Consider the following 23,099-nt stretch of genomic DNA (forward strand, 5'->3'; position numbering starts at 1 on the left):
GTTTAATAAGTAGTGTTACTTTCAGCTTTCGATAGCTTTTAAGATTTTTGTGCAGGCTTCCCTAATTTCGTCTTCCGTAATCACGAGGGGAGGGGCGAGGCGCATGGAGTCATCGCAGAATAGAAACCAGTCGGTGACCACACCCATCTCTATAGCTCTATCTATAATCGGTTTGAGTTCTTCAAATGATTCAAATGCCACACACATCATCAAGCCTTTATTTCTAACTTCCCTGATCTTGGGATGGACGAGCAATTTTTTGAATAAGTCGGCTTTCATTTCCACTTGTTCGATGATATTTTCCTCTTTTAGAATATTGATTGTCGCCAAAGATGCGGCTGCACTTACTGGATGGCCTCCAAAGGTGGTGATGTGGCCTAGTAGGGGATCATTTTTGAAGTGCCCCATAATTTCCTTGCTTGAGATAAAAGCTCCGATAGGCATTCCACCGCCCATTCCTTTGGCACAAACCAATATGTCGGGTTGAATTCCATAATGCTCAAATGCCCAGAACTTCCCCGTTCGGCCAAAACCTGCCTGAATCTCATCCAATATCAGCAAGGTTCCGGTCTCATCACATCTTTTCCGCAGGGCCTTAAAATAGGATTCGCTAGCTACCCTGATTCCTGCTTCACCTTGAACCGTTTCCATAATGACGGCTGCGGTATCCGTAGTGATGTTTTTTAAATCGTCTTCTTTGCCAAAATGGATGTGCGAGATACCAGGGAGCAAGGGTCGATAAGCCCTTTTAAAGATTTCATTCCCTCCCACAGAGAGAGAGCCGTGGGAAGAACCATGGTAGGCATTCACACAGGAAATAATTTCTCTTCGATTTGAATAACGCTTGGCAAGCTTGAGTGCACCTTCCACCGCTTCACTTCCGCTATTGACCAAATACACATTATCCAATTCGGCGGGAAGGGTATTAGCAAGAGCCTCGGCAAGTTTGGTTTGTGGAGTTTGAATGTATTCCCCATAAACCATCAGGTGTAAGTATTTGTCCATCTGATCCTTCATTGCCTGAAGGACTTTTGGGTGTCTATGACCTACGTTACTAACTCCAATGCCTGAAATCAGGTCTATATACCTTTCCCCATTGGGGCCATACATATATATTCCTTCCGCTTTTTCTATCTCGATCATCAATGGAAAATCGGTAGTCTGAGCTAAATGGGAAAGGAATAGTTGTCTGTTGTGCATAGTTGATTTATTTATTAAAATGACGAGCTTCCGAAAAAAAAACACAGAGGGCCGGAGGGCGTAGAGAGTAAGGATATTGACCTTGGCAGTCTTCATTTATTTCTCTGCGCCCTCAGTGCCTCTGCGGTTCACTTTATTTTTCCCTCCGTACTACAATTTCCTAAACCTAAAGAAAATTCCCAATGGAAGCTTTTTCTGAAAATTGTCTTCTAAATACAGCTCACCGTGTTCGGCATTTTCTACTTCCCCAAAGTTCGAGCGGACCAAATTTGCTGCGATTATGCTGGAGAAACTTAGGGAATACATGTTCAAAATCAAGAAATGGTGCTCGGGCTCTAGGATCTCCGAGCAAAGTTTAAGCAATTCGTTAATCTCCTCTTCCAACACCCATTTCTCCCCATTTGGACCACGACCGTAGGCTGGAGGGTCAAGGATGATTCCGTGGTATTTGTTACCTCTTCTGATTTCTCTTTTAACAAACTTCATGGCATCGTCTACTACCCAACGGATTCCCTCTTGGTCTGAGGACTCCATGTTGTGCCGGGACCAGGTGACCACCTGCTTCACCGAGTCCAAATGGGTTACATCTGCACCGGCGGCTTTGGCTGCTACGGATGCGGCTCCTGTATAGGCAAATAGGTTTAGTACTTTTGGTGTTTCCACCGGCATTTTCGCGATAGTTTCGTCAATGTAGTCCCAATTGACTGCCTGTTCTGGAAACAAGCCGATATGCTTGAATGAGGTCATGGCCAGATTCAGGGTCAATTTCATGCCCGACGGGTTGTCGTATGTTATCTGCCACTTGTGGGGGATCTTCTGGAATTCTTTCCATTGACCCTTTTCGGGGTTGCTTTTCTCTTTTGCGAAATGCGCATGTGCCTTCTCCCTCCATTCCTTCTCGTCCATGCTTCTGTCCCAGATGGCCTGTGGTTCAGGGCGGCTTATGATATATGGGCCAAAGCGTTCTAACTTTTCAAAGGCTCCACTGTCAATCAGTTCATAGTCCTTCCAATTCTGCGGACTCAGGGATAAGATGGTTTCTTTCATGGTGCAAAAATAGGGATATTATTATAAACAACCTGCCAATGTCAAATACTCCTTTAACCACAGAGGACTCAGAGTCACAGAAGGAGCCGACCCAAAAAAAAGTGATACTTTCTATTTTGTACTGGTGCAGCAAATAAGTTTGTGTGAATAAAAATGAAATCAAAAGAGGAAGAGAATACATTGTTATTCTTATGCGAAAAGGTTAAATTTATAAGTATAAACTTTATACGGTTATGAAAAGAGTTGTCTTATTGATTTTTTGCCTTTCAGTCTATTTTTCAATTTTTGCCCAGGAAAGAGCGGATGTAAATGAAAATGAATATCTTTTTGTCACAGAGTATGGTAAGACATCCAAGTCCAAAGGGGTGAAGGGTACTCCTTTTGTTTTTGAAGAGATGGTAAAGGGAGATATTATAATGACGGATGGGAAAAACTACCAAAATGTCAGTCTCAACATTTACCCTAAAAAAGCACAGGTGTTTATTGGTGAGGAGTTGCCTGATGGGGAAGGGAAGAGTAATAAGACTATTGTAATGGATAACAGAAAACTGGATAAGGTGGTATTAGAAGATGGGGATAGGATTTTCCGTTACTTAAAGATCAAAGATATCTACATGATAGGAGAGGTGCTGTATGAGAAGGAAGATGAAAAGCTAGTGGCCTATCATGAAAAAAGGTTTTTACCCGCTCAAGTTGAAGCATATTCCATCAATGCCTATGATGTTTTTCAGGATGTGATAAAGTATTTTATAGTAAAGGACGGCCAAGAACATGAAGTGAAAAAAGGGTCTTCTGGCCTAAAAACAATATCTTCCGATCACTGGAAAACTTTGCGAAGCTATATGAAGGACAGTAAACTGGATTTTGGGAATCCGGCTGATATGAGGCAGGTGTATTTGAAGTCGAAAGAATTAGGTGGGTGACCGATGTAGGATGTCGGATGACCGATATTTGAAAACGGAACACGGGAGACCAAAGAAAAAAAAGAACTCCCGAGGCTTATTAGGTTCGGGAGTTCTTATTTAATGAAATATTGAAAATAAGACTTATTTTCTGGCCAATGCCTTCTTAGCTTTCTCTACGATATTCTCAGCTTTCAAACCGTATTTTTTCATCAAGTCCATTGGCGTGCCTGATTCTCCAAAGCTATCGTCTACTCCGACAAACTCCATAGGAACAGGGTTGTTTCTTACCAATGTCTGTGCGATGCTATCTCCAAGCCCACCGTTGAGCTGATGCTCCTCAGCGGAAACACAGCAGCCGGTTTTGGCAACTGATTCCAGGATAGCCTCCTCATCTAGAGGTTTGATGGTGTGGATGTTGATTACTTCTGCAGAAATGCCTTCTTCGGCAAGCATGGCTTCGGCAACTACCGCTTCCCAAACCAAGTGTCCGGTTGCGAAAATAGTAACGTCCTTGCCTTCAATCATTTTCCAAGCCTTTCCGATCTCAAATTTTTGGTCCTTGTCGGTGAATATTGGCCAGCTAGGGCGTCCAAATCTCAAGTAAACCGGTCCTTCATGCTCAGCGATGGCCATAGTGGCCGCCTTGGTCTGGTTGTAGTCACAAGGGTTGATCACTGTCATGTGTGGAAGCATCTTCATCATGCCTACATCTTCAAGGATCTGGTGGGTTGCACCGTCTTCACCTAGTGTCACACCAGCGTGAGATGCACAGATTTTCACGTTTTTGCCAGAGTAGGCAATCGACTGACGGATCTGGTCATAAACACGGCCAGTGGAGAAGTTGGCGAAAGTTCCTGTAAAAGGAATCTTGCCACCAATAGTCATCCCCGCTGCAAGGCCCATCATGTTGGCCTCAGCGATACCAACCTGGAAGAATCTTTCCGGAAACTCCTTCTGGAATGCTCCCATTTTGAGGGAACCGATAAGGTCAGCGCAAAGTCCCACTACTTCAGGATTTTTCCTTCCAGCTTCCAATAAGCCGTCACCAAAACCTGAACGCGTGTCTTTTTTTTCTGTATAGGTGAATTTTGTATTCAAAGTCTTTTCCATTGTGCTAAATTTTTGCCTCTTCCTTGGGAAAAGGATTTTTCAATTAATAATCTCCTAGGGATTCCTCAAGTTGGCCTAATGCATTTTCCAGCTGCTCATCGTTTGGAGCCACGCCGTGCCATTTGTGAGTGCCGACCATAAAGTCCACACCATATCCCATTTCAGTATGCAGGAGATTCATTACTGGCTTACCTTTTCCAAGAAGGGATTTTGCTTTTTCAATCACAGAGATCACTTCTTCCATGTTGTTACCATCTTTGGTTTCCACGACTTCCCAGCCGAAAGCCTCATACTTCTTGCGCAAATCTTGAAGATCCATCACCTCGGTGGTTAGTCCGTCGATTTGTTGCCTATTCACATCGATGGTGGCAATTAGGTTGTCCACTTTGTGGTGAGCTGCGTACATGGCTGCTTCCCAAACCTGTCCTTCTTGCTGCTCTCCATCTCCCATCAACACAAACACAGTCTTGTCATCGCCATTGATTTTTTTGGCTTGAGCCGCACCGATTGCTGCAGACATACCTTGTCCCAAAGAACCTGAGGCGATTCTGATTCCAGGAAGGTTTTCCTCAGTAGTAGGGTGGCCCTGAAGCCTGCTGTCGATCTTTCTGAAAGTAGCCAGTTCCTCTACGCCGAAATATCCGCTTCTTGCAAGTACGCTGTACCACACCGGAGAGATGTGGCCATTGGAAAGGAAGAACAAGTCTTCGTTTCTGCCGTCCATGTCAAAGTCGGTAGTGTGCTCCATTTGGTTGAAATATAGCGCCACAAAGAACTCAGTGCAGCCAAGAGAACCTCCTGGGTGACCTGAATTGACCGCATGAACCATGCGCAGGATGTCTCTTCTTACTTGAGAACAGGTTTTATTAAGTTGATCGATTGAGAGTTTTTCCATTTTGGTGGAATAGTTTATTTAAGTATTTGATTTGTATGCTCTTTTGTCTTCACCTTTTCGATGATATCGGCGATGTTTCCTTCCTCATCTATGATGAAGGTTTTGCGTGCCGTGCCCATGTACTTCCTACCGTACATGTTTTTTTCCACCCAAGTTCCATATTTCTCGTGAACAATCTTTTCAGTGTCAGCGAGTAAGGTGAATGGAAGCTCTTGTTTTTCTATAAATTTCTGGTGTGCTTTTTCAGTATCGGTGCTTATGCCCAACACTTCAAATCCTTCTTTTTGAAGCTCTGAATAATTGTCACGAAGGTTGCAAGCCTGTGCCGTACAGCCAGGGGTGTTGTCTTTTGGATAAAAATAAAGTATAACTTTTTTTCCCTTGTAGTCAGAAAGTTTGACTGTTTCTCCATCCTGATTTTTCACTTCAAAATCAGGTGCTTGCATTCCTTTTTCTAGTGACATATGCTTTTATTTTTTGGTTTGTCAAATCTTGGAAGTAAACTCGGCCTCGTTGCCGGCCTTGTCCCTGACTTTCAGCAAAACTTCTCCTTTGAAAGGTTTGGCATCCAGCTTTTCGGACCAGATCACAGATTGCTTATGCTCATATCGCATCCATACCCACTCGCCGTCCACATAGGCCTCAAAGCTGTCAATGCCCGAAAGATTGTCCGTAATGGAAAACCTCAAGCCGGAAGAATTAACTCTCACCGGAACGATCCTGGGCGGGGTGCTATCCTCCGCGATTACAAAAGTACCAAAATTTTTGGTTTTGAAGGTGATTTGATTCCCACTCCATTTTCCTCCTATAAAAGACTTCCAGCCATTTTCGTATTTAAGGTAGACGTGGGCTTTGTCCCTTGCACCCTCAAAATGACTGGCATCCATGTCCACTTCAAAATTGTTCCATAAGTATTCATGAGGGGAATTGACGGTCAGTTCTCTTTCAGGACCGATTTTTTGATAGCTGTATCTTAAGTATAAATCGTCAAAGTGGGTGTTTTCGGCAAAGCGGAAACCTGTTTTTCCATCAGTATAACGGAGTTCTTCTTGAAAAGGAACTTTGGCTTTCACGTCAGGAAAAAGTTTTTCTGTGCAAAGGTCTACCGAATCAGGCATTCCGTAATCCATATTCCAAAGGTATGTTCGTTTGTTGGAACCCACATATGCAGGAGGTAGCTCAAGAACGAATCCATTGACGAAAAACTTGGCCAATACACCCTCTGCGGCTCCTTCACCATTGAGTACCATAATGTTGTTTTGGTAGGAGATTTTCTCTTTGCCAGCAGTGTTGTTGCTGCCTGTCAATTGGCTTTTTGATTCAACACCTTTGAAAGTCAATTGTAGATTTGACCTGTTTTTGTACACATCTTCCAGCAATACCTCTATGGAGCGTTTTTCTCCAGGCTCAGCCACAATGCCTCCACTCCAGGGTTCGCTTGGAGTGTAGAAAGGGAAAAGGTTGTTTTTCGCCTTATAAAGCTTGGTGTATTTATTTCTATAAGTATGGACCAAAAGGTAGCGACCTATATTGAAATCGATCACATCCACATTGCTTTCAAAAATCTTTTCTCCTTGATCATAGATTTGATAAATTGGGAAGCCATTCGGGTTATGCATTTCATCCAGCTTGTCATAGGCAAGCACCTCAATGCCTACCTTGCCGGTGATCTCAACTTCTTCCCTAATTGTAAACTTTTTCCCGTCATAAATTACAGGGAATTCGGTACGCTGAAACTTGCCATTTACTCGACTTTCAATAGTAAGTGGAGTGATCGCGACTCTTTGGACAGTGGGAGGGGTGTTGTCCACTATTTCGGAAAAGCCAAATTTCAAAGGGTCTAAGGCCCTGTCGAGGGAATCCCGGATTTCAAAGTGTAGGTGCGGACCGGCAGAACTGCCTGTGTTACCGCTATAAGCTATAATATCGCCCTTTTTTACCGGAAGGGCAGTTGGGTCTGGATAGATTTCTATTTCATTTTTGTGTAGGGCATAGGCTTCATTCCGGATGAAATCTCCAATCTCATCGTTGAAGTTTCGGAGATGGGCATACGTGGTAATCTGCCCGTTGGGATGGCGGAGGTGGATGACGTTGCCGTAGCCGAAGGTAGAAGCCTTCATGCGGTAAACATATCCGTCGGCCGCGGCATAAATTGGCAGGCCTTGGCGACCCTCAGTTTTGATGTCGATGCCGCTGTGGAAGTGATTGGGTCTGATCTCACTCATGTTTCCGGCCAGGAAATTTTGGTGGCCAGGTTTAACGGGAAATAGATAATACCCTTTTTCAATATTTGCCGAGGCTATCAGGACAGCCCCGGCTATTAATGCAATTGCAAAAAGAAATTTATTTGATTTCAAAGTCAAGCAGCTTTTTATCTTCTATGTACGCCTCTAATCTGTCCCCGATGCTGATCTTGCCGACTCCGGCTGGAGTCCCGGTGAATATGAGGTCTCCTTTTTTTAACGTAAAAAACTGTGAAACATATTCTATAATGGTGGCAAAATCAAAAAGCATCAACTTGGTGTTCCCTTTTTGCCTTTCCTCACCGTTGATATCCAAATGAAAATTGATGTCCGAAAAATCCTTGAACTCAGAAACCGGTAAAAATTCCCCGATAGGTGCTGAACCGTTGAAAGCTTTCGCGATTTCCCAGGGAAGGCCTTTGTCCTTACATTTCTGCTGGAGATCTCTGGCGGTAAAGTCAATACCAATACCTATTTCATCGAAATATCGATGAGCAAACTCTTTTTTAATGTACTTGCCTTCCTTGTTAATTTTTAACACCAGTTCCACTTCATGGTGGATGTTTGAAGAAAAATCAGGGTGGTAAAAAGGCATATTGTTCTTTAGAACGGCCGTGTCAGGCTTCAGAAAAACCACCGGTTCGGAAGGCCTCTCGTTTTCAAGCTCAGCAATATGCTCGGTATAATTTCTGCCTATGGCAATGACTTTCATGGGTGTGATTTTAAGGTGCGGAATCTGGTATGCAAAGAAACTTAATTCGGGTTGATTTTGAAAGGGATAGGGTGAAAAAGGTGATGGGGGAAATGAGCTATTGATTTTCAAAAAAATCAAAATTAGTTTTAATTTTTAAGGTTTTAGTCTAGTTTTGGAATCCCAGTTTTGAATTCTTATTTTAGCTATCTCTATATGAGTAAAATTTTTACCCTCCTCTTAACCTTGTTTGCCACAGCTTCTTTTGCCCAAAAAATTACTCTGAATGGAACTGTGAAAGACAAAGAAACAGGTGAAAACCTCATTGGCGTTAATGTCTTCGACAAAAACACACAAAGAGGCGCCGTTTCCAATAATTACGGTTTTTACAGTTACACCAGTCAGGGTGGTGAGGTGGAGATCCTCTTTAGTTATGTGGGCTACAAACCCTATATTTTAAAGCAAAACCTTACTGAAGACATCACGCTCAATGTGGAATTGACTCCGGCCTCCCTTTCAGAATTTGTGGTAGAAGGTTCAAGAGAGGAGCTTATCCAGGAAAATACCCAGATGGGAAGTATCAACGTGCCCTTGAGGCAGATCAAAGATATGCCTGCGCTTTTTGGGGAGGTGGATGTATTGAAGGTATTGCAGCTTTTGCCAGGCGTGCAGTCGGGGACCGAAGGCGCAAGTGGCATGTATGTGAGAGGGGGAGGGCCTGACCAGAACCTAATCTTGCTCGACGGTACCCCGGTCTACAATGCTACCCACCTTTTCGGCTTTTTCTCTGTTTTCAATGCTGATGCGCTGAACAATGTGGAATTGATCAAAGGAGGGTTTCCGGCTAGATTTGGAGGTAGGCTTTCTTCAGTGATCGACATCAGTATGAAGGAAGGCAACATGAAGGAATTTCACGGAGAGGGATCAATTGGGTTGATTGCTTCAAAACTGACTTTGGAGGGTCCAATTGTAAAGGACAAAACCTCCTTTTTGGTGTCGGCAAGACGGACTTATATTGATTTGTTGGCCCGACCTTTCATCCGAAGGGAAACAGGAGGTCAAGAGAGTGCTGGATATTATTTTTATGACCTCAATGCTAAGGTAAATCATATTTTTGATGACAAAAACAGGCTTTACTTAAGTGTTTATGGAGGAGAAGACGTGGGTTACACCAGGTCTGATTATTCGGCAAATAATAACAATGAACGTATTAAAAGTAAGTCAGAAACCGGACTGGGATGGGGTAATCTTATCACGGCCCTCCGCTGGAATCATATTTTTAACAATAAACTTTTCGCCAACTTTTCAGGCACTTACACCAAATATCACTTTAGGATCTTTGATGAATATGACTACAGCAGGGTAGGGAATGGTCTGAATGAAGATAGGTTTTATCAGGCTGATTATCGGTCAGGAATTAGGGATTACGCCTTGAAGGCCGATTTTGACTACATCCCAAATACCAATCATTATGTCCGTTTTGGGGCAAACCATATTTTCCACCGCTTTACCCCGGGAGTCTTTACCGCAACGGAAAGGGCCGAATGGTTTGATATGGAAAGTGGAGATATTTATGATAGTCAGGAATATGCGCTGTATGTGGAAGATGATATTCAGTTGGGAAGAAAATTCAAATTAAATGCAGGCCTCCACTATTCAGGTTTTTTGGTAGATGGGGAGCATTACAATTCCCTGCAGCCTAGAATTTCCTCCAGATATCTTGTCAATGAAAGCAGTTCGGTAAAGGCTTCTTTCGCCACCATGACCCAGTTTATCCATTTGTTAAGCAACGCGGGACTTGGGTTGCCAACTGACCTGTGGGTGCCGGCCACTTCCAATATTGGTCCCCAACAGTCCTGGCAGACAAGTTTGGGTTATTACAAGTCCCTACCTGGCGGATTTGAGTACAGTGTAGAAGGCTACTATAAGGAAATGGAAGGCTTGATCGAGTATAAAGACGGAGCGTCCTTTTTAAATATGGGTGAAAACTGGGAAGACAAAGTTGAAGTAGGAAGGGGCAGAAGCTATGGTGTGGAAATGCTCTTGCAAAAGAAAATCGGCAAAACCACAGGATGGCTGGGTTACACACTTCCCAAAACGGAACGCCAATTTGAAAATCTCAACCGTAACCAATGGTTTCCATTTCGCTATGATAGAAGACATGACCTTAGCCTGACAATTTCTCATCACATCACTCCAAAAATCCACCTTTCCGGAACCTGGGTTTATGGAACAGGTAATGCCATATCCATTCCAACAGAGATATATCAGAGTTACGAGAATCATCAATTTTACGGACACATGATGGGGCAAGTGGAGCACTATGATGCAAGAAATAATTTCAGGATGAGGGATTACCACAGGTTAGATCTGGGTGTGAATTTCATCAAGCAAAAGCGCTGGGGGGAAAGGGTTTGGAACATCTCCGTTTACAATGCTTATAATAGAATGAATCCATTCTATATGGATATAACACGGAATCGGCAAACACAGCAAAAAGTGCTGGCCCAATATTCCCTCTTTCCGGTATTGCCTTCTTTTTCTTATGGATTTAAATTTTGATTTTGATGGTGAATTTTAGATTTGTTTTAGCCATTTTCATGGTAATTGGATTGGCTTCCTGCGAAAGATATATGGAGATCGAAATGCCAACCCATACCCCAAAGTTTGTAGTCAATACTGACTTGGAGCCAGGCAAACCAGTCACCGTTTTTGTGACCCAAACAAGAGGAGTTTTGGTGGATAGTGATTTTTCACCCGTACGGGATGCCAAGGTGGAGATATTAGAAGAAGGGGGACAAGCGTACCCTTTTAGTTTTCAGGAGTTTGAAGGTCGCTTTAATAATATCCAAAATGGATACGTCTCAGAGGAGCTTGAAATAAAACCTGGACAGACTTATCAGGTAAATGTGGACGGGAAGTTTCCCTCAAGTAGCACAACTGTAACTATCCCCCAAGAGGTGCCGATCAAGTCCGTGGAGATAAGGGAGACCGGGGGCGATAATGTTGAGTTTGCATTGAAATTTGATGATCCTACGGATAAGAATTTTTATGAAATAACTGTCTTTTATGAGGGGTACAGGACTTATGAGTTTAGTAGTGACGGTAGAATAGATACGCTTTTTGACAGTAGCTCAGTTCGATTAGAAGCCCTCAGTCCGGCTTATCAAAGGGACTTTCAAGTTGGGAGTGGATATGAAAGTGGATTATTGATAGACGACCAGTTATTCAATGGAAATGAAGCTACCATAGAATTTTCGACAAATTTGCGATATACATTGATAATGGAAGTAACCGTGGTGCTCAAAAATGTAACTGAGGATTACTACCAATATGAAGTGACGCGCGGTCTGCAAAGGCATACCGGAGGTGACCCCCTTGCCCAGCCTGTAGCGGTTCATAATAATGTCAACGGGGGTAGGGGTATCATCAAGGCTGGTGTTGTTTCCAAGGAGAAAATACCGTTTGTTTTTTCTGGGGCTCAGGGGAATTAAGCACTCAGGATTTATTACATGTAAACCCCGAACACATGGAACTTATTATTGTTCGCTCATCCAGACGGCGACCCCCTAAATCAATTTTGTGACTGAAAAGTGGAACATTGAATGCTTAATTATGGATCAGGAGATAGGACTAGGAACTGACCCTTTATAATGTCCGTAGGATCTAGGGTGGCACTAGGCTCACACCCCTACTGGGAGCAAAGTGGGTCCCAAGTGGATTCCTAGTGGGTGCGAAGCAGACTGCCTTAGCCCTAGGTTCACCCTGCCTAAGGGAAGAGATGATGAAGCGTTATTTGGAAGTTATGGTGGGAAGGGTATAAGGATTTTCCCCTCCATAAAAAAAGCAACGCCCTTCCCGACATTACCTTTACAATCGTTAAACCATTAATCCTTTAACCCCTTAAACCCTATTTACACCGTACTGCTAAACAGCTCTGTCTCCGGTTTGTTTCTCCATAACCTGGCATCCAGGGCCATGCAGATGTTGCGAATGAAAGGCTTGCCTTCTTCGCGGACGGTGATTTTGTAATCATCGATTTCAATTAAATTGTCATTTTCAATGTCCTTTAATCTTTCCAAACCTTCCATTATGGCAGGAGTGTAGGTGCCTTCCTCATCCCAATTGGTATGAAAGGAACACATCAGGTTCAGTATATGCTGTCTGATGATCAGATCCTCGTCGGTCAGCAGATGTCCCCTGAAAATCGGGAACCTTCCTTCATTGACCGCTGCTTTGTAATCTTCGATCTTTTTTAGGTTTTGTCCAAATGCCGTCCAGGTGTCACTGATAGATGATGACCCCAGTCCGATTAGCAAACCGGTAGGGCTTGAACTGTACCCCATGAAGTTTCTGTAAAGTGATCTGTTTTGAGAAGCGATGTACAACTCATCAGTTTTCTTGGCAAAATGATCCATTCCGATTTCTACATATCCAGCTTCTTCCAAAAGCGCTTTGCCTGTTTCATATAAGGTCCGCTTTTCTTCGTTTTTGGGAAGGTCAGCCTCTGTATAAGACCGCTGTCCGGGACTGTTCCAAGGCACGTGGGCATAACTGTAAAATGCTATCCTGTCCGGTTGTAGGATTTTTACCTTTTCAATAGTATTAATGATACTGTCCAAAGTCTGCAAAGGCAATCCATAGATCAGGTCAAAATTGATGGAGGTGTAGCCGATCTCTTTGGCCTGCCTGGTCACCCGTTCCACATTTTCGTAAGGCTGAATCCTGTGAATTACCCGTTGGACTTTTTCGTCAAAATCCTGGATGCCAAAACTCACCCTCCGGAAGCCTAAATCATATAAGGTCTGAAGGTGATCTTCGGTAGTGTTGTTGGGATGGCCTTCGAAACTCATTTCAGGCTGATCTGCCAATTCACTGTTTTCAAATAATCCCTCGATCAAAACTCGAAGATTCTCGGGAGAAAAAAACGTAGGTGTGCCTCCGCCCAAGTGGATTTCCTTGATCAATGGTTTTTCACCAAAAAGAGCCAAGTACATTTTCCATTCTTTCAGCAATGTTTCGATATAGGGTTCCTCCACCTTATGATTGATGGTAATCCTTTTGTTGCAGCCGCAGTAAGTACAAAGCTTTTCGCAGTAAGGAAGGTGGATGTAAAGGCTCAAACCGGCCCCGGTAATTCCCGAAACGGTAAATGCCTTTTTAACATGGCTTTTCCAAGTTTCCTCTGTAGGAGAGGTTTCCCAATAGGGCACTGTCGGATAGCTCGTGTATCGTGGCCCTGGTACGTTATATTTGGTGATCAAAGATTGACTCATAGTGATTATGTTTTGTCCGATGTCCGATGTCCGATGATTGATGTCGGATGACCGGTGATTGTATTAAATTATTTTAACCCACACATTGTCATCCCTGCTTCCACAAACTCAAGCACTGGGCTTAAGAAGGGAATTCCAAGTTCCAGCCCCCTTACGATGAGGACAAGTCCAAAGGCTGCTGAGACAAAGGGGATGGTTTGGCGGATTTGGTTTCTAATTTTTAGACTCACAAAATTTCCCGCAAAAACCAGAACCAGCATGGCGGGTAGCGTGCCCAAGCCAAATGTGGCCATGTAAATGGAAGCTTCAGCAGGAGTATTTTGCAACAGGGATGCTGCCATGGCAAGGTAAACTAAGCCACAAGGCAAAAACCCATTGAGAAATCCGATCGAATAAGCGGATAGCATTCCTCTTTTCTGAAATTGCTGCCTGATTTGCCCTTTGAGCCAGTTGACCATTTTGGCCAGTTTGCTGCTGGGGCTGATTTTGTTTTGAACTGCAGCGGGGAGAAAGACTACCAATTGGATAGAGACGCCAAGTATTACCGATAGACTTTTTTGAAAACCAGCCAGGGCTATCCCTGTTCCCAGAAGACCAAATACCAACCCTAACAGGGCATAAGTGGTCACCCTGCCAATGTTGTAATTCAGCCGGTTGAGGAAAAAGGCAAACCTGTTTTGGTTTTTGCCGGGCAGTGCCAATGCGATAGGACCACACATGCCCACGCAATGGAAGCTTCCCACAAAACCTAATGTAAGGGCTGTCCAGATTTCCATCTTAACGGAAGTTTAGGGTTTCTTCGGTGTAATATTCCATCCCTTGTGCCTGCCAGTTGATTTTTACCCGATAGAAGCCTGCCGGGAGATTGTCTACGGGAATGGACTGGTGAAAATTTTCATCTAACTCAATGGTTTTCTCCAAGTCAAACATGGAATCAGATGGACGGAAGATATGAATATTGCCTTCGATTCCAGGAAGGGCAGGGAAGGTGATGTTAACCGTATTGCTTTTGAACTTGACAGCTACCGGAGTTTCCAGTCCCTTGTCATTGTTGATTTTGTCGATCTGCTGTTGGAATTTCAGCTCCTGTTCGTAGTAATTATCCGTCACCAGATCAATGTTTTGCTGAAAGCTTTTGACCACCATGAAAATCATGAAAGCTACAAAGCAGGTGAAGAAAATTGCGATTCCGTGTCCCCAGTTCATAATGTTTAAATTTTACATTACAAAGGTGCGGCAATTTGCCAAGGTAGGTTATGAGAGGTGTCACGGAAAAACCTGATTTATGTCAGGTTTTTCCGTGGTAGTTACCTTCCGATAAACTTGGTTTTCACCTTTTTGAGTGGTCGTCCGTCCTCAAAAATTTGCAGAACTACTGGTTGGGATATGCCACTCATTTCACCTTTTTCCATATAAATGAAGAGCGCGCCTTCCGCCGTGCCTTGAGCGGGAAGGGTGATCTGGTTTTTGCCGACCAAGGTGGCAGTGCCGGTCAGGCTTTCCAGTTCGAGGGTTATTTCCCTGTTGGTCTTATTGATGATTTTGTAATTGTAAAGGTTACTTACCCTGCCGTCTTCGTGGGACTGGGGCATCATGCCAGGGGTACGAAGGATGGTGGCATCCACATCCGTTCTCAAGAAAAGCAATCCGGTAAGTAACCCGGTGATAGCAATCAATACAATGGTATAGGCAATGCTTCTGGCGTTCCAGTTGAATCCGCTTTTGCCCTCAGCTATATTTTCCTCCGAATCATAGCGGATTAGCCCTTTTTCCAGTCCCACATTATCCATGATGCTATCGCAGGCGTCGATGCATGCTGTGCAATTGATGCATTCCAGCTGGGTGCCGTTTCGGATGTCGATTCCGGTGGGGCATACGCTGACGCAAAGGCTACAGTCTACACAATCCCCTTTTAGAGCGGTCGATCTGTTTTCGTTTTTGCGGAATTTCCCGCGGTTTTCACCTCTTTTGTAATCATAGGCAACCACTATGGATTTCTTGTCCAAAAGTACGCCCTGCAGTCTGCCGTAAGGACAAACATTTGTACAAACTTGTTCTCTGAAAAAGGCAAAGACCCCATAAAACACTCCGGTAAATACCAGAATAGCAATAAATCCAGAAAGGTGTTCTGTTGGAGGTTCGGTTACGATTTTTAGCAATTCCTCACTCCCGATGATATAGGCTAGGAAGGTGTTGGAAATGATGAATGATATCAGAAAGAAGATGCTGTGTTTTAGCCCTTTCTTCCAGACCTTTTCGGTGTTCCATTCCTGTTTGTCAAGTTTCTTTTGGGCTGTCCAATCACCCTCAATCCAATATTCAATCCTACGGAAAACCCCTTCCATAAAGATAGTCTGAGGACAGATCCAACCGCAGAAAATCCTGCCATAAACGACTGTGAAAAGAACGATGAAAATAACCCCCACCATCATTGCCAGGCCAAAGAGATAAAAATCCTGAGGCCAGAAGATTTGTCCAAAGATGATAAATTTCCTTTCTAGAATATTCAACATCAGCACGGGTTGTCCATTGATACGGAGAAATGGACCCGCAAAAAGAATGATCAAAAGGATGGTGTTGACAATGTGTCTCCAGTTGGTGAACTTGCCCTTTGGCATTTTGGGATAAATCCATAACCGCTTCCCGGATTGGTCCACTGTTGAAATTTTGTCACGGAAATCTGTTTTCTCGACGGTTTTCATTGCGTATTCCTGGGCTTAATAGGTATGGTTGCTTTGGGTAATTGTCAGGTGAAGCGGGAAAGAAATAGGACCGAAGGCGTGGTCAGTCGCCCCCGGCCCAAAAAAATGGGTTTATTGTCTGATAAACTCGTCACCTTCCGGTGCTTTGGCGTTGGCAGGTTCTGAACCTTCCTTGCTCATAATATAGCTGGTTACCATCTGGATCTGCTCAGCTGATAACTGGCCTTTCCAAGCGATCATACCTTTTGAGGGCACACCGTCGCGGATAACTTTGAAGATATCACCGACTTCCCCACCGTGAATCCAGAAATTATCTACCAAGTTTGGACCTACCGTTCCTTGAAGTTCCTGTCCGTGACAGGCTCCACAGTTACCGTCATAGATGCTCTTTCCTTCGGCCAAGCTTTCTTCGTCAGAAAGGAATGTTACATTAGTCTCGTTCAGTGCACCGCCAATAGACTCAAAATAGGCGTCAATTTCAGCTTTGGCAGTAACCATTTCATGCTCATACTCCTCAGCCTGCAATTTCCCCCATCCGAAAATATGGTAATTGGCCATATATACCACTGCAAAGACGATTGTCACATAGAACATCGCTTTCCACCAAGGAGGAAGGCTGTTGTCAAGCTCCCGGATGTCGTCGTATTCGTGGTCAGTCATGACCTCAAACTCACGCTCCACCGGTACGGCGTCAGTAAGTCTAAACTCAAGCCTTTTCCAGAATCCCACTTGTTCGGGTATGATTCCAAGCTCGGCAGCTTTCTGTGCATCCATCACATTCTTCAAAGCTAATAGTGCATAAGCCAGTCCGAGCAGTGCCAACACCACGAAACCTCCAAGCATGATCACCGCCCCCAGCATTAGGTCAGCTGTGGTCCAGCTGGCGTAATCCAGGGTAGGGGTAGCCTGTGCGAAGGCCGATAGGTAAGGTAGGGCCACCAGTCCTAGGGTGAGTCCCGAGCCTTTGATAATCGAGGTTAAGAAAGATTTTTTCATGGTAAGTTGATTTTATTGCCAGTCTTTGGAGTAGTCTCGTCTTCATCCAAGGGCAAGTTTGCTATACCGTTGAAGAATTCTTTTTTGGTATAAAATGCCCACAGGATCAACGTGGTAAAGAAAATAAAGAAGATCAGCAGGGAGATCATAGGGTATATCTCTATCCCTATGATCGAATCCATATGTTGTTTTACAAATTTCAGCATGGCTTATTTTTTATCTGGTTGGATGTGGTAAGGTTTAGCCTCTTTGCCTTCAGGATTTATGTCAGTACCCAAGCGCTGCATGTAAGCAATCAGGGCTATGATTTCCCTGTCGTTTTTCACCTCGATGCCGCTTTTGGCAAGATTGGCAGTGATTTCATCAGCCTGTATGTACATGTCAGATACAGCTTGGTTTTCATAACCTTCAGGGTATGGTACACCCAATCTTCTCATCACATTGATTTTGGCCTCGGTAGTTTCCACCTCGATATCTTTTTCAAACAACCATGGGTAGCTTGGCATGATCGAGCCAGGAGACATTGACTCCGGATCCAGCATGTGGTGGTAGTGCCAGCTGTCGGGGTACTTACCGCCCAGCCTCAACAGGTCAGGTCCGGTACGTTTGGATCCCCAAAGGAATGGGTGGTCATATACGAACTCCCCAGCTTTAGCGTATTCACCGTAGCGTTCGGTTTCGCTTCGGAATGGCCTTACCATCTGGGAGTGGCAGTTGTTACATCCTTCTTTGATATAAATGTCACGACCGTGTAGTTCCAAAGAAGTATAAGGTTTCACACTTTCAATTGTAGGAATGTTGGAGTCGATCAGGAATGTTGGTACCATCTCAACCGCACCGCCAATCATGATTACGATCAAAGAACCTACTAGCAATTGAACAGGTCTTCTTTCGATCCATCTGTGCCAGTGCTCACCTTTGTGCTTCACATAAGTATCGCTCAATGGCGCTGCCTCTGCTTCTTCGTTTTTCAGGAATGATCCTTTCTTGGCGGTCTTGTATAAGTTGTAACCCATGATCAAAGCACCGATGATGTAGATTGCTCCACCTCCAGCTCTAAGCGCATACATTGGCTTAAGTTGAGTTACAGTTTCCAGGAAGTTAGGGTAAGCCAAAAGTCCTTCTTGGGTAAACTCTTTCCACATTAGGGACTGAGTAAAACCGGCCCAGTAAAGTGGAAGGGCATAGAACAAGATCCCGAGAGTGGCCAACCAGAAGTGGGTGTTGGCAAGTTTTTTAGAATAAATCTCGGTTCTGTATAGTTTTGGGAAAAGCCAATACAACATACCGAAAGTCAACATGCCGTTCCAGCCCAATCCGCCGATGTGTACGTGAGCCACTGTCCAGTCAGTAAAGTGGGAAATGGCATTTACGTTTTTCAATGAAAGCATAGGTCCTTCAAAGGTGGCCATACCGTAAGCAGTGATAGCCACTACCATGAATTTCAAGACTGCGTCTTCTCTCACTCGGTCCCACGCCCCTCTCAGGGTCAAGAGTCCGTTAAGCATACCGCCCCAGCTTGGAGCCAATAGCATGATACTGAATACCACCCCTAAAGACTGAGCCCAGTCAGGTAGAGCATTGTAAAGCAAGTGGTGAGGACCAGCCCAGATATAAAGGAAGATCAGGGCCCAGAAGTGGATGATGGAAAGTTTATAAGAATAAACCGGTCTGTTAGCGGCTTTTGGTACAAAGTAATACATCAAGCCCAAGTAAGGAGTGGTAAGGAAGAATGCAACCGCATTGTGGCCATACCACCACTGCACTAGAGCATCCTGAACACCAGCGTAAAAGCTGTAGCTTTTCATGAAGCTGATCGGTAGCTCGAAAGAGTTAACCACGTGCAAAACCGCTACCGTTACAAATGTGCCTATGTAGAACCAAATGGCTACATAAAGGTGTCTGGTTCTTCTTTTGATGATGGTGGCAAACATGTTCCATCCAAATACCACCCATATCAGTGTAATGGCGATATCGATAGGCCATTCCAATTCTGCATATTCCTTTGATGTGGTAAAGCCCAACGGAAGGGTGATCACTGCAGAAAGGATAATCAACTGCCAGCCCCAGAAATTGATACGGCTGAGCATGTCGTTGTACATTCTGGCCTTACAGAGCCTTTGGAGTGAATAGTACACCCCTGTAAAAATACCGTTGCCCACAAAGGCGAAGATCACCGCATTGGTGTGCAGTGGCCTGATCCTTCCAAAGGTGGTAAACTCGGTGTTGAAGTTCATGGTGGGAAATACCAATTGTAAGGCCGCCAGGAGCCCTACCAACATGCCTACCACGCCCCATACCATGGTGGCGACGGCAAACATTTTGACAATTTCATTGTCGTATGAAAAGCGATCCAGTCCCAGGCTGGATTGCCGGTCACTGTTTGGCCTTTCTAGAATTGCAGCTTCCGTGCTCATAGAGATTAAATTATTGATGGTAAAATGTTTCTATTTTTTAGTGTTTGATGATGGTTTGCTGAAAGATGAGGCCTTGTCTTTAGAGGCTGGTGCCTTGTCGTCGAAAAGCATTCGCACCGCGGGGGTGTAGTCGTCTTCAAACTGCCCGCTGCCCGTGGCCCAGAAAAAAGCAAACAGAAACCCGAAGGCGACCATTATACTTATGATTATCAGAACAAATAGTGCACTCATGATTTTTAGATTTATCAGTCATGCAAATTTGAAGGAAGATGTAAAGTTTTATTATGATGGTCATCAGAGAGAAATATGACTTTTATCAGGTTTTAAAAAATAATAGTTAACTTCCTTTGCAGTACATATAATGTTGCCAATCCATTTTTGGGGAAAGCTTAAAATTTGAACATTTATTTATGGACGTAAGAGTTAAATTTTTGGGTGGGGCCAAGTCTGTGACAGGTTCCAGGTATCTTTTGGAGATTGACGAATTGAGGATCTTGGTCGACTGTGGTCTGTTTCAAGGACTGAAGGAACTCAGGGAGCGTAACTGGGATGAATTTCCGGTGGATCCAAGTACAATCGATATGGTATTGCTGACCCATGCCCATATTGACCACAGCGGCTACTTGCCAAAACTCGTAAAAGGGGGCTTTTCCGGTCCAATCTATGCTACTGATGCTACAATTGCGGTGGCTAAAATTTTGCTTAAAGATGCGGGGAAGCTACAAGAGGAGGAAGCAGATTATGCCAGAAAAAAAGGCTTTTCCCGTCACGAAAAGCCAGAGCCCTTATTTACTATTGAGGATGCGGAACGGGTTTTTACGTTGTTTCAGCCGGTTCCTTTTGAAAAGGAAACCAAACTCGCAGAAAATGTTATTCTCAAAGCCTTCAACGCGGGACATATATTAGGGGCGGCGATATTCAAACTTCGATTAAAAGGAGAAAATCAGGAGAAGAAAATAGTCTTTTCTGGTGACCTAGGCCGTTTTCTTGATCCGGTCATGTTTCCTCCCGTCACGCTTCCCCATGCCGATGTGCTTTTCTTGGAGTCTACCTATGGAAACCGGACGAGCATAAGCTCCAAAGCAGAGGACCAACTTGGACAGGCGATAAGGGAAACATTCCGAAACAAAGGAGTGGCCTTGATTCCGGCTTTTGCAGTGGGGAGGTCGCAAATGGTGCTCTATTATTTGCATAGGCTCCAAAAGAAGGGGAAAATTCCCCAGATTCCCATTTATATTGACAGCCCTATGGCTATTGATGTGACGAAACTATATGTTGATTTTCCCCAGTATCATAAACTTGGGCCTTTTTTTGATGAGCTAGGAGCCAATCCTTTTCAGCATAAAAACCTTCATTATTATACTAGCCAAGAAGCTTCTTTAACCCTGAATCATATCAAGGGTGATGCAATCATCATTTCGGCAAGTGGGATGGCTACTGGTGGTAGGATTTTGCACCACCTCTACAATAGACTTCCGAATGAGCAAGACAGTGTGATATTTGTTGGATATCAGGCTGAAGGTACTCGGGGCCGAAGATTACTAAACGGGGAATCAACTGTGAGGATGTATGGGATTGATGTTCAAGTCAAGGCTAAAATACATTACGTGGAGGGCCTTTCTGCTCATGCGGATCAGACCGAACTGCTAGAATGGTTGGAAGGATTTACCAACAAACCTAAGATGACCTTTCTGATCCATGGGGAGGAGGAGCCCGCCCAAGCTTTGGCGGACAAAATCAACGAGGAGCTGGGCTGGCAAACAGTTGTGCCGGATTATTTAGAGTCCTTTGAATTATTTAAGGGGATTTGAACTAAATTAATTATATTTAAATTTAGAAATTCACTTGAGGTGAAGGATTAGGTTGGAGTTAAATCTTAAATAAAAGATAAAATAGTATTTAACTCTAATAAGTAATACATTTGTCGAATTGAAGATACTACTGCCATTATGAGTTTTAACAAAGCGCCACAAATCAGCTGTGCAGATTGCAAAAGTAGAGGAAGCTCCTTGTTCGGTGTTCTTTGCGCACATGAAGTAGCACAAGTTTCTGACGCAAAATCCTGCACCAACTATAAAAAAGGTCAAGTGCTTTTCCATGAGGGAACAAGACCTCTTGGTGTTTTCTGCATCAATAAAGGAAAAGCAAAAGTTTATAGATTAGGAGCAGATGGCAAAGAGCAAATCATGAAGATCTCCAAAGAAGGCGATGTACTTGGCTACAAAGCCATGATCGGAGAGGAAACTTATCCGGTGACTGCGGAGACTTTGGAAGATTGCACCATTTGTTTTGTACCGAAAAGCGATTTTTTAACCTTATTATCTGACAATCCAAATTTCAACAAAAAGCTTTTGCAGGCTGTTTGCCAGGAGATTGGAGTGATGTCCGAAAAACTCACCAACCTTGCCCAGAAATCCGTGCGTGAACGTTTAGCCATCACATTGCTGATGCTAAAGGACACTTATGGCATCGATGGAGACAAAGAACCCGTTGAGATCAATCTTACCAGGGAGGATTTGGCCAACATTGTAGGGACTGCCACCGAAACTTTAATTCGCCTGCTTCACGATTTTAAAGAGGAAAATTACATCAGCACCAAAGGTCGAAAGATAAAGGTAGACGATGTAAAAGGTCTTGTAAGGGCAGCCGGACTGTTTTAACCTCCCGAATTACCTGACATAAATCAGTTTTTTCTTTGATGACCATCATATAATAGGTTACAGCTTATCCTGACATTTGCTAATGGTACCGTGATTACGGTTCCGAGGTAGCGAAAATAGGGAGAACTAATGGACCGGATAAAAATCATCATTGGATTTTGGGGGAAACTTGATCACAAAGAAATTGACTTTATTTTTAAACTGATTCCCAGAAAGCAGGTGCTTTTTGTGGGAGCGGTGGTCAATGACTTGATCGGTGTGAGCGAAATCCCGCCTTGTCAATCAGGAAAATGCGATAAAGATGCCTGCAGACAGAAAAAGGAAAATGAGGCCAGAAAATCCTGGTACCGATATCTAGGAGAAAATTGCAAAAGATCACACAGCAAATACACCATTCATAAGGAGGAAGGCTGCTCGTCTGCTGATCTGATGCGGGAGACCCACTATGCTGACTTGATGATCATCAACCAGGAAACATACCGTGGCCAGGTGGGCAATGAAGATGGTGAGCTTGTTCCATTTAGGAATCTGCTTGCGAGTTCCGGTTGTCCTGTATTGGTGATTCCAGCCAACACGATGGATATTGAGCAGGTGGTAATGACTTTTGATGGGACTTCCCGAGCCATGCATGGAATCAAGCAGTTTAGTTATCTTTTGTCGGAGTTAGGGCAAAACCTTCCTGTAACAGTACTGACCACCTATTGTGAAGAAGGTCCTTCAGCGATGGAGGAAAAGCTCTTCATAGAATATCTCAAACAACATTTTCAAAATCTGGCTTTGCATAAGCTTAGCCACGATACTGAGCATACCATTTATTCAGCGGTTGGGTTGAATTCCAATACCCTGATGGTAGTAAATAACCCTTCGCCAGAAAACCTTACCGTGTTGGGTAATCTGCTCAATAGTGAGGATTCCATTGTACCATTCAAGCTTTACACCCAAACACAACAAGGTTGA

21 protein-coding genes are annotated in these 23,099 nt (G+C 43.9%); 6 read left to right on the forward strand and 15 right to left on the reverse strand.

Features of this window, described 5'->3' with window-relative positions:
- Positions 1-21: 21 nt before the first annotated feature.
- A complete protein-coding gene (locus FPL27_RS09015) occupies positions 22-1,200 on the reverse strand; it encodes an aspartate aminotransferase family protein (protein WP_143960781.1) in 1,179 nt (392 codons plus the stop codon).
- Positions 1,201-1,350: 150 nt separating this feature from the next.
- Positions 1,351-2,247: a class I SAM-dependent methyltransferase gene (locus tag FPL27_RS09020; RefSeq protein WP_143960782.1), complete on the reverse strand. Its 897-nt coding sequence runs from the start codon at positions 2,245-2,247 to the stop codon at positions 1,351-1,353.
- A 233-nt stretch (positions 2,248-2,480) separates the two neighbouring features.
- Here FPL27_RS09020 and FPL27_RS09025 point away from each other — a divergent pair, with 233 nt between their 5' ends.
- On the forward strand, positions 2,481-3,170 hold the full coding sequence (locus FPL27_RS09025) for a hypothetical protein (RefSeq protein ID WP_143960783.1): 690 nt from the start codon (positions 2,481-2,483) through the stop codon (positions 3,168-3,170).
- Positions 3,171-3,293: 123 nt separating this feature from the next.
- On the opposite strand, the gene FPL27_RS09030 is transcribed toward FPL27_RS09025, so the two are convergent.
- The 5 genes from FPL27_RS09030 to FPL27_RS09050 are packed head-to-tail and all read right to left on the reverse strand — an operon-like array spanning position 3,294 to position 8,112.
- Positions 3,294-4,262, reverse strand: coding sequence for a transketolase family protein (locus FPL27_RS09030; protein WP_143960784.1), 969 nt, complete (start codon positions 4,260-4,262; stop codon positions 3,294-3,296).
- Between the two features lie 43 nt (positions 4,263-4,305).
- Positions 4,306-5,157, reverse strand: a complete 852-nt coding sequence (locus FPL27_RS09035) for a transketolase (protein WP_143960785.1) — start codon at positions 5,155-5,157, stop codon at positions 4,306-4,308.
- A gap of 14 nt (positions 5,158-5,171) precedes the next feature.
- Entirely contained in the window at positions 5,172-5,621 is a 450-nt protein-coding gene (gene bcp / locus FPL27_RS09040; RefSeq protein WP_143960786.1) for a thioredoxin-dependent thiol peroxidase, read from the reverse strand.
- A 21-nt stretch (positions 5,622-5,642) separates the two neighbouring features.
- On the reverse strand, positions 5,643-7,514 hold the full coding sequence (locus FPL27_RS09045) for a M23 family metallopeptidase (protein ID WP_235893405.1): 1,872 nt from the start codon (positions 7,512-7,514) through the stop codon (positions 5,643-5,645).
- Complete coding sequence (locus FPL27_RS09050) at positions 7,501-8,112, reverse strand: fumarylacetoacetate hydrolase family protein (protein WP_143960788.1); 612 nt, start codon at positions 8,110-8,112, stop codon at positions 7,501-7,503. Before FPL27_RS09050 ends, FPL27_RS09045 begins: the two co-directional genes overlap by 14 nt.
- A 195-nt stretch (positions 8,113-8,307) precedes the next feature.
- Between FPL27_RS09050 and FPL27_RS09055 the strand changes: the two genes are divergently transcribed.
- Both FPL27_RS09055 and FPL27_RS09060 read left to right on the forward strand, forming a co-directional pair.
- Positions 8,308-10,653 carry a TonB-dependent receptor gene (locus tag FPL27_RS09055; RefSeq protein WP_143960789.1) on the forward strand — a complete coding sequence of 782 codons (2,346 nt, stop codon included), beginning with the start codon at positions 8,308-8,310 and terminating at the stop codon, positions 10,651-10,653.
- A gap of 5 nt (positions 10,654-10,658) precedes the next feature.
- Entirely contained in the window at positions 10,659-11,585 is a 927-nt protein-coding gene (locus FPL27_RS09060) for a DUF4249 domain-containing protein (protein WP_143960790.1), read from the forward strand.
- A gap of 420 nt (positions 11,586-12,005) precedes the next feature.
- Here FPL27_RS09060 and hemN read toward each other — a convergent pair whose 3' ends face one another.
- From hemN to ccoS, 8 genes are all read right to left on the reverse strand, one after another.
- Positions 12,006-13,367, reverse strand: coding sequence for an oxygen-independent coproporphyrinogen III oxidase (gene hemN, locus FPL27_RS09065; protein WP_143960791.1), 1,362 nt, complete (start codon positions 13,365-13,367; stop codon positions 12,006-12,008).
- 68 nt (positions 13,368-13,435) lie between these two features.
- Complete coding sequence (locus FPL27_RS09070; RefSeq protein ID WP_143960792.1) at positions 13,436-14,143, reverse strand: sulfite exporter TauE/SafE family protein; 708 nt, start codon at positions 14,141-14,143, stop codon at positions 13,436-13,438.
- A 1-nt stretch (position 14,144) separates the two neighbouring features.
- The gene (locus FPL27_RS09075; protein ID WP_143960793.1) at positions 14,145-14,573 is read right to left on the reverse strand and encodes a FixH family protein; all 429 of its coding nucleotides are present in this window, start codon (positions 14,571-14,573) and stop codon (positions 14,145-14,147) included.
- A gap of 101 nt (positions 14,574-14,674) precedes the next feature.
- The gene (gene ccoG / locus FPL27_RS09080) at positions 14,675-16,069 is read right to left on the reverse strand and encodes a cytochrome c oxidase accessory protein CcoG (RefSeq protein ID WP_143960794.1); all 1,395 of its coding nucleotides are present in this window, start codon (positions 16,067-16,069) and stop codon (positions 14,675-14,677) included.
- A gap of 111 nt (positions 16,070-16,180) precedes the next feature.
- Positions 16,181-17,065: a cbb3-type cytochrome c oxidase N-terminal domain-containing protein gene (locus FPL27_RS09085; protein WP_143960795.1), complete on the reverse strand. Its 885-nt coding sequence runs from the start codon at positions 17,063-17,065 to the stop codon at positions 16,181-16,183.
- Complete coding sequence (locus tag FPL27_RS09090; protein WP_143960796.1) at positions 17,062-17,271, reverse strand: cbb3-type cytochrome oxidase subunit 3; 210 nt, start codon at positions 17,269-17,271, stop codon at positions 17,062-17,064. Before FPL27_RS09090 ends, FPL27_RS09085 begins: the two co-directional genes overlap by 4 nt.
- Before the next feature lie 3 nt (positions 17,272-17,274).
- Complete coding sequence (gene ccoN / locus FPL27_RS09095; protein WP_143960797.1) at positions 17,275-19,482, reverse strand: cytochrome-c oxidase, cbb3-type subunit I; 2,208 nt, start codon at positions 19,480-19,482, stop codon at positions 17,275-17,277.
- A gap of 30 nt (positions 19,483-19,512) precedes the next feature.
- Positions 19,513-19,713 carry a cbb3-type cytochrome oxidase assembly protein CcoS gene (ccoS, locus tag FPL27_RS09100; protein ID WP_143960798.1) on the reverse strand — a complete coding sequence of 67 codons (201 nt, stop codon included), beginning with the start codon at positions 19,711-19,713 and terminating at the stop codon, positions 19,513-19,515.
- A gap of 179 nt (positions 19,714-19,892) precedes the next feature.
- Here ccoS and FPL27_RS09105 point away from each other — a divergent pair, with 179 nt between their 5' ends.
- The 3 genes from FPL27_RS09105 (at position 19,893) to FPL27_RS09115 (ending at position 23,099) form a co-directional block, all read left to right on the forward strand.
- A complete protein-coding gene (locus FPL27_RS09105; RefSeq protein ID WP_143960799.1) occupies positions 19,893-21,293 on the forward strand; it encodes an MBL fold metallo-hydrolase RNA specificity domain-containing protein in 1,401 nt (466 codons plus the stop codon).
- Positions 21,294-21,431: 138 nt separating this feature from the next.
- Positions 21,432-22,142 carry a Crp/Fnr family transcriptional regulator gene (locus FPL27_RS09110; RefSeq protein ID WP_143960800.1) on the forward strand — a complete coding sequence of 237 codons (711 nt, stop codon included), beginning with the start codon at positions 21,432-21,434 and terminating at the stop codon, positions 22,140-22,142.
- A gap of 129 nt (positions 22,143-22,271) precedes the next feature.
- Entirely contained in the window at positions 22,272-23,099 is an 828-nt protein-coding gene (locus FPL27_RS09115; RefSeq protein ID WP_143960801.1) for a hypothetical protein, read from the forward strand.

Source organism: Litoribacter populi (assembly GCF_007483685.1).
In the GTDB taxonomy this organism is placed as follows: Bacteria; Bacteroidota; Bacteroidia; order Cytophagales; family Cyclobacteriaceae; genus Litoribacter; species Litoribacter populi.